Below are 11,023 nucleotides of genomic sequence, written 5' to 3'. Positions count from 1 at the left end.
GACCAGCCTCTGGAACGCCTCCGACCAGTAACCCCCCGCGCCCGGCGACGCGTCCTCCGGCTCGTCCGGCGTCGCCGTGAGCAGATCGAGACGGCTCGCCTCCGAGGGATCCAGACAGCGCTCCGCGAGGCCCATCACTCCGCTGAAGCTCCAGGGATAGCTGCCCGCCTCCCGGGCTATGTCGAGCGCGTCGACCACCGAGCGCCCCAGCGGACCCGACCAGGGCACCGCACAGACGCCCAGCAGCTGGAACGCCTCCGACAGCCCATGCGCCGCGATGAACTCCGCGACCCAGGCCGCCCGCTCCGCCTCCCCGAGCGCCGCCAGCAGCTTGGCCCGCTCGGCGAGCGAGGAGGTCCCCGGGCCCGCCTCCGGGGGAGCGCCCGGAGCGCCGAGCAGCGCACGGGACCACTCCGCGTCACGCTGGCGCACGGCGGCCCGGCACCACGCCGCGTGCAGCTCCTCGCGCCATCCGTCCGTCACCGGCAGCCCGACGATCTCCCCCGGGGTGCGTCCGCCGAGGCGGTCCACCCAGGTGGACAGCGGGGACGCCGCCACCAGTTGACCCAGCCACCACGACCGCTCGCCCCGGCCGGTCGGCGGGGCCGGAACCACCCCGTCGCGCTCCATGCCCGCGTCGAACTCGCGCGGCGCGCTCACGGCTATCGCCGCACCGCCCATGGCCCGGTCCGGCCCGACGCACTCCGCCGCCCGCGCGGCCATCCGCCCGGCGAGCGCCGAACCGGGCAGCCCGGAGAGCAGCTCCGCCGCCGTGGCCCGGACATTGCGGCTGCGATCGGCGAGCGCCTCCTCCAGGAACGGTTCGTCCGCGTCGGACAGCCCTTCCCGCAGGGAGTCCAGGAACATCAGCCGGTCCTCGGCCCGCTCCGCCGCCCAGGTCCCCGACAGCAGCGCAAGAGCGCCTCCCGGGTCCTCGGCCCGCACCGCCGTCAGCAGCGCCACCCGCTCGGCGAAGAGGCCCTCCTCCCACAGCCGCCGGACCGCCGCCGGCTCCCGCACATCGGGAAGCGGCACACCCCCGCCCGACGCGCCGCGCGCCGCGAACTTCCAGTCCGGGTTGAACCGGGCCAGCCACAGCCCCCGGGAACCGGCGAACACGAGCGCTTGCGGCCGCAGATCCGTGCGGGCCCGGGCCGCGTCCAGCAGCGCGGGCAGCAGGGCCGCCGGGGCCCGAAAGCCGCGCTCATTGGCCGTGGCCAGCCACTGGGGCAGCAGCTCCGTCAGATCGGGAGCCGTGCCCCGGCGGCCTCCCGACGACGGGGCCGAGCGGTCGGCCAGCAGCTGGGCGAGCCGGTGCCGTGCCGCCTCCGGCAGCGGGGGCCGGTCGTCCCGGGGCGCGGGCTCCGGCGGGGAGGCCGCGGGCGCGGGCAGCAGCCCCGCTCTGCGTCGCACGGTGTGCAGCGCCGCCGCGTCCAGCAGGGCGGCGGGAGGGTCCCCGCCCGCCGCCATGACCCCCTCCGGGGGCGTTCGCCGGTCGGTGCCGAGCAGCGCCGAGGTGACGAGCTCTTCCCACAGAGCGGCGCCGGTCGTACTGGTCATATGTCCTCCGTTGTTCTCCGTTGTTGTCCTCCGTGCGTTCGCGGTCGGGCGGGACGGGTGCGCCGGGCAGGCGCTCGCCCGGCGGCGGGCCCCACACGGCGCCGCGGTCCCGGGCACCCTCCGACAAGTTCGTGCGCCGCCCCACGCGGTGGCAGGGGAGCGGATCCAGGGCGCGTGCGCGACGCACCGGCACAGGCACCGGGGACGTGTGCTCGACGTACCCGAACAGGTGCCCGGGGGCGCCGGAGACCGGATCGCCCCCTGGGCGGGCGGGGTCTTCCTCCGGCTCCCGCGCGGCGTCCAGGGACGCCGGAGACCGGACGGGCCGCGGTCCCGGCATCGCACCGGACCCGGCTCCCTCACGTCGGCCGCGCCGGTGAGCGAGCCGGTGAGGGAACGGGAGCCGCCGGGAGAGGGCGGCGCGCGGGGCCGGCGGCATCAGACGAGGGCGACCGCCCCGGGGTCTTCGGCGGACCAGGCGGCCAGCGGTGTCACACCCCGGTGGCCGCACTCGCCGAACACGGTGACCGGACCGCCGCCGGACAGCGCCACGAGCCTCCACAGCCCCGGCCGGGCGAGCGCGGCGGCCGACACCGGCAGCGCCGCCCCACCGGCCGCGTCCGCCAGCTGCCAGCCCTCGCCGTGCGGTACGGGTATCACCTCCGTCAGCGTCACCGGCCAGGCATCCAGCCAGGGATCGTCGAGCAGCGCCCGCCCATACGCGTCCAGCGCCGCCGACACCGGCCCCCCGGGCGGCGGCGTCCGGCACGGAACCGGCGAGCCCAGCCGCTCGCCCAGCTCCGCCCGGAGCTGCCCGCCCCCCGGATAGGGAGTCAGCTCCGCCTCGATCACCGTCCCCACCGGCAGCGCCAGCTGGGGAGCGCGCCCCGCCGCGCCGAAGGACAGCAGCAGCGCGATCCGCCCCGAATCCCGCCCGTGCACCCATATCCTGCGGGTGGTCAGCTTTCCGTCCGGCGCGTCGTACTGAGCGAGGACCAGCCAGCGGTCGTGCACCGGCCGACCGGTGGCGGGCGAGGACAGACCGACCCTCGCGCGCACGGTGGCGGCCAGCGGCTCCGGCAGGCCCCCGACGCCCAGCCAGGCCGCGTCCAGCAGATGCGTCAGCGCACACTCCTCCAGCAGCCGCACCGGCCACCCCGGGCCCGACCCCGGGATCGCCCCCAACTCCCGCACCCGCGCCGCCAGCCCCGGCGCCTGGGCGTCGACCATCCGGGCCGCCGTCTCCTCCCACAGGCCGTACCCCGAACGCTCGGCCGCCGCCAGACCGCCGCGCAGCAGATCCGCCAGCCGCTGCTCCAGCTCCACCGCACCCGCCGTGATCCGCTCGGCCCGGCGCTCCGCCCTGCGCCGGGCCGCCTCGGGATCGGCGGCCCTCCCCGACCGCCCCTCGCCCGCGCCCGACCGCTCCCCCTCCGAACGTCCGCGGCGGCTCTCCAGCCACTCCCCGGCCCACTCCGGCGGGGTGCCGACGGGCACGGCCGCCGTGTCCGCGGCCCAGAGCAGCAGAAGTCCCAGCGCGTGCTTGCAGGGGAACTTCCGGCTCGGGCAACTGCAGCTGTACGCGGGACCCGTGGTGTCGACCGCCGTCCGATACGGCTTGCCGCCACTGCCCTTGCACAGACCCCACACCGCCCCCGCCCCGCTCGTGCCCGAGTCCGACCACGGCCCGGCCGCGCCGAGCCTGCTTCCCGCCTTGCGTGAGGCGGCGTCAGGAGCCAGCGCCAGCACCTGGTCCGGGGTCCAGCGCGCCTCATGCCCCAAAAGGTCCGAAGGCTCTTCCCCATCCGATCGCAGCATGTCGACGACGGTACGGGCGACCACTGACAATCGCCTCCGACCTGCGACGACGATCGATTGTCAGTGGCGTGGTGCAAGGTGGGGACCACATCGGATCGAGCGATCTGGAGGGGGACGCATGACCGTGTCCGAAAGCAGTGCGAGCACCGGTGCCGAGGTGCTGCGGCCCCATGCGGAAGACGCCTTCGCGGAGGAGCTCAAGGCACTCGCCGCGGCCGACGACCGCCCCCGTCCCACCGGCTGGCGGCTGTCGCCGTGGGCCGTCGCCACCTATCTCCTCGGCGGCGCACTCCCCGACGGCACCGTGATCACACCGAAGTACGTCGGCCCGCGCCGGATCGTCGAAGTCGCCGTCACCACCCTCGCCACCGACCGGGCGCTGCTGCTGCTCGGGGTGCCCGGCACCGCCAAGACCTGGGTGTCCGAGCATCTGGCGGCGGCCGTCAGCGGCGACTCGACCCTGCTGGTGCAGGGCACGGCAGGCACCCCCGAAGAGGCCATCCGCTACGGATGGGACTACGCGCGGCTGCTCGCCCACGGCCCCAGCCGGGACGCGCTGGTGCCCGGTCCCGTCATGCGCGCCATGGCCGACGGCATGACCGCACGGGTCGAGGAGCTGACCCGCATCCCCGCGGATGTGCAGGACACCCTCATCACGATTCTGTCCGAGAAGACCCTGCCCATCCCCGAACTGGGGCAGGAGGTGCAGGCGGTCCGGGGCTTCAATCTCATCGCCACCGCCAATGACCGCGACCGCGGGGTCAACGACCTGTCCAGCGCCCTGCGCCGCCGCTTCAACACCGTGGTGCTGCCGCTTCCGGCGACGCCCGACGACGAGGTGGACATCGTGTCCCGGCGCGTCGACCAGATCGGGCGCTCGCTCGATCTGCCCGCCGCACCCGAGGGCCTGGAGGAGATCCGGCGTGTCGTCACCGTCTTCCGGGAGCTGCGCGACGGAGTGTCGGCGGACGGCCGCACCAAGCTCAAGACACCGTCCGGCACCCTCTCCACGGCCGAGGCGATCTCCGTGGTCACGGGCGGGCTCGCGCTCGCCGCGCACTTCGGCGACGGGGTGCTGCGGTCCGCCGACGTGGCGGCCGGGATACTCGGCGCGGTGGTGCGGGACCCGGCGGCGGACCGGGTCGTCTGGCAGGAGTATCTGGAGACGGTGGTCCGCGAGCGGGCGGGCTGGCAGGACTTCTACCGCGCGTGCCGCGAGGTGAGCGTATGACCCCGCTGCTCCTCGGGGTCCGCCACCACGGGCCGGGATCGGCCCGTGCGGTGCGGGCCGCGCTGGAGGCCGCGCCGCCCGACGCGGTGCTGATCGAGGGCCCGCCCGAGGCAGACGCCCTGCTCGCCCTGGCAGCGGACGACCGGATGCGGCCGCCGGTCGCGCTGCTGGCCCACGCGGTGGACGACCCGGGCAGAGCCGCGTTCTGGCCGCTGGCCGACTTCTCCCCGGAGTGGGTGGCGATCCGCTGGGCGCTGGGCCGGGGGGTCCCGGTGCGCTTCATCGACCTCCCGGCGGCGTTCTCGCTGGCGGCGGGGGCCGTGGTGCCGGCAGGGGCTGTGGCGCCGGCGGAGGACGGAGCGGCCGGCGCCGACCCGGTGCGCGTCGACCCGCTCGCCGTCCTCGCCGGGGCCGCCGGATACGACGACCCCGAGCGCTGGTGGGAAGACGTCGTCGAACACCGCGGCCCCGGGGGCGGCAGCGACCCCCTCGCGCCCTTCGCCGCCCTCGGGGAGGCCATGGCCGCCCTGCGCGGCCGTTACGGACACGGCGGACACGAGCGCGACCTCGTCCGCGAAGCCCATATGCGGCTTCAGCTGCGCTCAGCGCGCAAGGAGTTCAGCGACCGTCTCGCCGTCGTCTGCGGCGCCTGGCACATGCCCGCTTTCAGTGAGAAGACCACCGTCGCCGCCGACAGAGCCCTCCTCAAGGGCCTGCCCAAGGTCAGGACCGAGATGACCTGGGTGCCCTGGACCCATCGCCGCCTCGCCAGACAGAGCGGCTACGGCGCCGGGATCGACTCACCCGGCTGGTACGGACACCTCTTCCAGGCCCCCGACCGGCCCATCGAGCGCTGGATGACCAAGGTCGCGGGTCTGCTGCGCGACGAGGACCGGATCGTGTCCAGCGCCCATGTCATCGAGGCCGTCCGGCTCGCCGAGACCCTCGCCGCCCTGCGCGGACGCCCGCACGCCGGACTGACCGAGACCACCGACGCCATCCGGGCCGTGATGTGCGACGGCTCCGATGTGCCGCTCGATCTCATCCGGGACCGGCTCGTCGTCGGCGACGTCCTGGGCGAAGTCCCCGACGACGCACCCGCCGTCCCCCTCCAGCGGGACCTCAGCCGCGCGCAGCGCACCCTGCGGCTCAAGCCCGAGGCCCGGGAGCGGGAGCTGGAGCTCGACCTCCGCAAGGAGACCGACGCGTCCCGGAGCCGGCTGCTGCACCGGCTGCGGCTGCTCTCCATCGGCTGGGGCGAGCCCACCGCCGGACGCGGAAGCACCGGCACCTTCCGGGAGAGCTGGCGGCTGCGCTGGGAGCCCGAACTCCATGTCCGGGTGGCCGAGGCCGGGGTATGGGGCACCACCGTGCTCTCCGCCGCCGTCGCCAAGGCGGAGAACGACGCCGTCACCGCCGCCGACCTCGCCGGGATCACCTCGCTCGCCGAGCGATGTCTGCTCGCCGAGCTGACCGACGCCCTCCCTGTGGTGATGCGCGCGCTCGCCGACCGCGCCGCCCTCGACGCCGACGTGGGCCATCTCGCCCGGGCGCTCCCCGCCCTGGCCCGCTCCCTGCGGTACGGCGACGTACGGTCCACGGACACCTCCGCCCTCGCCGAGGTCGCCACCGGCCTCGCCGAACGGATCTGCGTAGGGCTGCCGCCCGCCTGCGCCGGGCTCGACGCGGAGGGCGCCGGACGGATGCGCCGGGATCTGGACGCGGTGCACACCGCGATGGGGCTGCTCCCCGCCGAGCGGAGGCCGGGCGAGCGCTGGAGCGCGGTCCTGCGCGGGCTCGCCGTCCGGGACGCCGTCCCCGGACTGCTCCGGGGCCGGGCCGCCCGGCTCCTCCTCGACGACGGACGGCTCGACGAGGACGAGGCCGCCAGGCTGATGAGCCTCGCGCTCTCCACCGGCACTCCGCCCGCCGAGGCCGCCGCCTGGATCGAGGGCTTCATCGGCGGCGCGTCCGGCGGCGGCATGCTCCTGGTCCATGACGAGCGGCTGCTCGCCCTGGTCGACGGCTGGCTCACCCGGGTGTCCCCGGAGGCGTTCACCGATGTACTGCCGCTGCTGCGCCGCACCTTCTCGGCCTATGAGCCCGGAGTACGCCGCACCCTGGGCGAGCTGATCCGGCGCGGGCCCGCGACCGCATCCGGCGGGCAGCGGCGATCCGAGGCGGCGATACCCGGCTTCGCGCCCGACCTGCACCTGCGGCGGGCCGATGCCGTGCTGCCGGTGCTCCGGCTGCTCCTCGGGGTGCCGGGCCCCGGTCCGGACCCGGGCTCCGGCACCGGCCTGGTGCCCGGCACCGGCCCGGGCCTCGGCACAGCCCCGGGCCCGGAAGCGAAGGGCTCGGCTGCCGAGGGGCGGGTGGAACAGGGCCCCGGGATGCCTGAGACGCCTGGGATAGAGGACGACGACCTCGCGGGGGTGGGGAGATGAGCCCGATGGCGCGCACGGCGTACACGGAAGAGCGGACGGCGGGACCGGTCGAGCCCGCGACCAGCCCGGGGGAAGGGGCGACCAGCCCAGGGGAAGGCGAGATGGGCCCGGGGGAAGGCGTGACGAGCCCGAGGGGGGCGCGATGGGTCCGAGGGAAGGCGTGATGAGGCCGCAGGAAGGCGCGATGAGTCAGGGGGAGGTCTCCACGGGCCCGGGGGAGGGCGTGGCGGGCGCCGATGAGCGGGTGCGGCGGTGGCGGCTCGTCCTCGGCGCGGACGCAGCCGCCGCCACCGGCCGTTCCCTCTCGGGGACGGACCAGGCCATCGACGCGGCCCTGACCGCTCTCTACGGCGGCGGCGAGAGCCCCGGCGGCAGCGGGCGCCGGGGCCGCAGCGCCGGACTCGGCGCCTCCGCACCCGCCGTCGCCCGCTGGCTCGGCGATATCCGCGCCTACTTCCCCAGCTCCGTCGTCCAGGTCATGCAGCGCGACGCCATCGACCGGCTCGGGCTGGCCGCCCTGCTGCTGGAGCCCGAGATGCTGGAGGCGGTGGAAGCCGACGTCCATCTCGTCGGCACCCTGCTCTCCCTCAACAAGGCCATGCCGGAGACCACCAGGGAGACGGCCAGAGCGGTCGTCCGGAAGGTGGTCGAGGAGCTGGAGAAGCGGCTCGCCACCCGTACCAGATCCACGCTCACCGGAGCGCTCGACCGGTCGGCCAGAGTGAGCCGGCCCCGGCACCGGGACATCGACTGGGACCGCACCATCCGGGCCAACCTCAAGAACTATCTCCCCGAGTTCGGCACCGTGGTCCCCGAGCGGCTCATCGGCTACGGGCGGGCGTCGCAGAGCGTGAAGAAGGAGGTCGTGCTCTGCGTCGATCAGTCGGGCTCCATGGCGGCCTCCGTCGTCCACGCCTCGGTCTTCGGCGCGGTGCTGGCCTCCATGCGCTCCATCGCCACCCGGCTCGTCGTCTTCGACACCTCCGTCGTGGATCTCACCGACCAGCTCGCCGACCCCGTCGATGTGCTCTTCGGCACCCAGCTCGGGGGCGGCACCGACATCAATCGCGCGCTCGCCTACTGCCAGTCGCGGATCACCCGTCCCGCGGACACGATCGTCGTACTGATCAGCGATCTGTACGAGGGCGGGATACGGGACGAGATGCTGAAGCGGGTGGCCGCGATGAAGGCCTCGGGGGTGCAGTTCGTGGCACTGCTCGCGCTCTCGGACGAAGGCGCCCCGGCCTACGACCGGGAGCATGCCGCCGCCCTCGCCGCCCTGGGAGCCCCCGCCTTCGCCTGCACACCGGATCTCTTCCCCGACGTCATGGCGGCGGCCGTCGAGAAGCGGCCCCTGCCCATACCCGACCTCTGACATCGGCCCGCCGTCCCGGTCCGCGCCCGTGACCCCGTCCGTGACCCCGTCCCGGGCCCCCTCCGCGACCCCGCCCCGCCTGCCGGATCCGTCCGCCGCATCCCCTCCCGCCTCCCCCTCCCCCCGGCACCTGTCCGTATCCGCATCCCGGAGCCGTTCGAATCCGCCCGGCGGGCCCTTTTCCGGCCCCCGCCGGCTGCGTAGCCGATCACCCCGGGCTGATCTGTGACCGTAATCACCGCTGATGTGTGAGCTGCGATTTAGGGAGCCACGGGCCACGGAGATACTCTGCGAGGCGGACATGCCGCGTGCTCGGACACCGTGTGCGCTTTCCTTGTGACATCGCAGTCACGTTGCCCTTCGCGGCACGCCCACGCAGACAACGAACCGCGATCAGCAGAAAAGGGACGGACGCGCGTGGACCTGTTCGAGTACCAGGCGAGGGACCTCTTCGCCAAGCACGGTGTACCGGTGCTGGCCGGTGAAGTCATCGACACGCCTGAGGCGGCGCGCGAGGTCACCGAGCGTCTGGGCGGCCGATCGGTCGTCAAGGCGCAGGTGAAGGTCGGCGGCCGAGGCAAGGCCGGCGGCGTGAAGCTGGCCTCCAGCCCGGATGACGCGGTCGAGAAGGCCGGTCAGATCCTGGGCATGGACATCAAGGGCCATACGGTCCACAAGGTGATGCTGGCGGAGACCGCCCCCGAAATCGCCGAGGAGTACTACGTCTCGTACCTCCTCGACCGCACCAACCGCACCTTCCTCGCCATGGCCTCCGTCGAGGGCGGCATGGACATCGAGGAGGTCGCCGCCACCAAGCCCGAGGCTCTGGCGAAGATCCCCGTGGACGCCAACGAGGGCGTCACCCCGGAGAAGGCCCGCGAGATCGTCGCCGCCGCGAAGTTCCCGGCCGAGGTCGCGGACCAGGTCGCGGACATCCTGGTGACCCTGTGGAAGACCTTCATCGCCGAGGACGCCCTCCTCGTCGAGGTCAACCCGCTCGCCAAGGTCGCCGACGGCCGGGTCATCGCGCTGGACGGCAAGGTGTCGCTCGACGCCAACGCCGACTTCCGCCAGCCCGGCCACGAGGCCCTTGAGGACAAGGCCGCGGCCAACCCGCTGGAGGCCGCCGCCAAGGCCAAGAACCTCAACTACGTCAAGCTCGACGGCGAGGTCGGCATCATCGGCAACGGCGCGGGGCTGGTCATGTCCACCCTCGACGTGGTCGCCTACGCCGGCGAGAACCACGGCGGGGTCAAGCCCGCGAACTTCCTCGACATCGGCGGCGGCGCCTCCGCCGAGGTCATGGCGAACGGCCTGGAGATCATCCTCGGCGACCCGGACGTCAAGTCCGTCTTCGTCAACGTCTTCGGCGGCATCACCGCCTGTGACGAGGTCGCCAACGGCATCGTGCAGGCCCTGGAGCTGCTGAAGTCCAAGGGCGAGGACGTCACCAAGCCGCTGGTCGTGCGCCTCGACGGCAACAACGCGGAGCTGGGTCGCAAGATCCTTTCCGACGCCAACCACCCGCTTGTGCAGCGAGTGGACACCATGGACGGCGCGGCCGACAAGGCCGCCGAGCTCGCGGCGAAGTAAGGGATTCTGACCACCATGGCTATCTTCCTCACCAAGGACAGCAAGGTCATCGTCCAGGGCATGACCGGTGCCACGGGCATGAAGCACACCAAGCTGATGCTGGGCGACGGCACCAACATCGTCGGCGGTGTGAACCCCCGTAAGGCCGGTACCACCGTCGACTTCGACGGCACCGAGGTACCCGTGTTCGGCACGGTCGCCGAGGCGATGAAGGAGACCGGAGCCGACGTCTCCGTGCTCTTCGTGCCCCCGGCGTTCGCCAAGGCCGCCGTCGTCGAGGCGATCGACGCCGAGATCCCGCTGGCCGTCGTCATCACCGAGGGCATCGCGGTGCACGACTCCGCCGCCTTCTGGGCGCACGCCGTCAGCAAGGGCAACAAGACCCGGATCATCGGCCCGAACTGCCCCGGTCTGATCACCCCCGGTCAGTCCAACGCCGGCATCATCCCGGGCGACATCACCAAGCCCGGCCGTATCGGACTGGTCTCCAAGTCCGGCACGCTGACCTACCAGATGATGTACGAGCTCCGTGACATCGGCTTCTCCTCGGCCGTCGGCATCGGTGGCGACCCGGTCGTGGGCACCACCCACATCGACGCGCTCGCGGCCTTCGAGGCCGACCCGGAGACCGAGCTGATCGTCATGATCGGTGAGATCGGCGGCGACGCCGAGGAGCGCGCGGCCGAGTTCATCAAGGCCAATGTCACCAAGCCGGTCGTCGGCTACGTCGCGGGCTTCACCGCCCCCGAGGGCAAGACCATGGGCCACGCCGGAGCCATCGTGTCCGGCTCCTCCGGCACCGCGCAGGCCAAGAAGGAGGCCCTGGAGGCCGCGGGCGTCAAGGTCGGCAAGACCCCGACCGAGACGGCCAAGCTCGCCCGCGAGCTGCTTCAGGGCTGATTCGCCCAGCCCAGTAGCCCCCAGCGGTAACCGGTAGTACCCATACGGATGGGCCCGCGCCTCGGCAGAGAGGCGCGGGCCCATCCGTATATCCGTATA

The 11,023-nt window shown here is 73.7% G+C and carries 7 protein-coding genes; 5 read left to right on the top strand and 2 right to left on the bottom strand.

The features are described from left to right. Together FF041_RS11185 and FF041_RS11180 are read right to left on the bottom strand one after the other, a co-directional pair. On the bottom strand, nt 1-1,560 hold a 1,560-nt coding region (locus tag FF041_RS11185; protein WP_153522578.1), incomplete at its 3' end, for a DUF5691 domain-containing protein. Between the two features lie 438 nt (nt 1,561-1,998). Then, on the bottom strand, nt 1,999-3,378 hold the full coding sequence (locus FF041_RS11180; RefSeq protein WP_153522576.1) for an SWIM zinc finger family protein: 1,380 nt from the start codon (nt 3,376-3,378) through the stop codon (nt 1,999-2,001). Between the two features lie 118 nt (nt 3,379-3,496). On the opposite strand from FF041_RS11180, the gene FF041_RS11175 reads away from it, so the two are divergent. The 5 genes from FF041_RS11175 to sucD all read left to right on the top strand — a co-directional run bounded on the left by FF041_RS11175 (nt 3,497) and on the right by sucD (nt 10,924). Beyond that, the gene (locus tag FF041_RS11175; RefSeq protein WP_153522574.1) at nt 3,497-4,609 is read left to right on the top strand and encodes an ATP-binding protein; all 1,113 of its coding nucleotides are present in this window, start codon (nt 3,497-3,499) and stop codon (nt 4,607-4,609) included. After that, nucleotides 4,606-7,056 carry a DUF5682 family protein gene (locus FF041_RS11170; RefSeq protein WP_228388153.1) on the top strand — a complete coding sequence of 817 codons (2,451 nt, stop codon included), beginning with the start codon at nt 4,606-4,608 and terminating at the stop codon, nt 7,054-7,056. The genes FF041_RS11175 and FF041_RS11170 overlap by 4 nt, the downstream gene beginning before the upstream one ends. A 184-nt stretch (nt 7,057-7,240) precedes the next feature. Further along, nucleotides 7,241-8,431, top strand: coding sequence for a VWA domain-containing protein (locus tag FF041_RS11165; RefSeq protein ID WP_153522572.1), 1,191 nt, complete (start codon nt 7,241-7,243; stop codon nt 8,429-8,431). 417 nt (nt 8,432-8,848) lie between these two features. Then, the gene (gene sucC / locus FF041_RS11160; RefSeq protein WP_323391669.1) at nt 8,849-10,024 is read left to right on the top strand and encodes an ADP-forming succinate--CoA ligase subunit beta; all 1,176 of its coding nucleotides are present in this window, start codon (nt 8,849-8,851) and stop codon (nt 10,022-10,024) included. A 15-nt stretch (nt 10,025-10,039) separates the two neighbouring features. After that, nucleotides 10,040-10,924 (top strand): succinate--CoA ligase subunit alpha, encoded by an 885-nt coding sequence (gene sucD / locus FF041_RS11155; protein ID WP_153482345.1) that lies wholly within the window; start codon nt 10,040-10,042, stop codon nt 10,922-10,924. Nucleotides 10,925-11,023 lie beyond the last annotated feature (99 nt).

This window comes from Streptomyces jumonjinensis, assembly GCF_009600885.1.
GTDB lineage: Bacteria > Actinomycetota > Actinomycetes > Streptomycetales > Streptomycetaceae > Streptomyces > Streptomyces jumonjinensis.
Note: the sequence above shows the minus strand (reverse complement) of the source record. Positions and strands in the feature narration are given on the sequence as shown.

Coding starts and splice junctions, on each gene's coding strand:
- FF041_RS11180 (WP_153522576.1), bottom strand. CDS start 3,378: ATGCTGCGATCGGATGGGGAAGAGCCTTCGGACCTTTTGGGGCATGAG.
- FF041_RS11175 (WP_153522574.1), top strand. CDS start 3,497: ATGACCGTGTCCGAAAGCAGTGCGAGCACCGGTGCCGAGGTGCTGCGG.
- FF041_RS11170 (WP_228388153.1), top strand. CDS start 4,606: ATGACCCCGCTGCTCCTCGGGGTCCGCCACCACGGGCCGGGATCGGCC.
- FF041_RS11165 (WP_153522572.1), top strand. CDS start 7,241: ATGAGTCAGGGGGAGGTCTCCACGGGCCCGGGGGAGGGCGTGGCGGGC.
- sucD (WP_153482345.1), top strand. CDS start 10,040: ATGGCTATCTTCCTCACCAAGGACAGCAAGGTCATCGTCCAGGGCATG.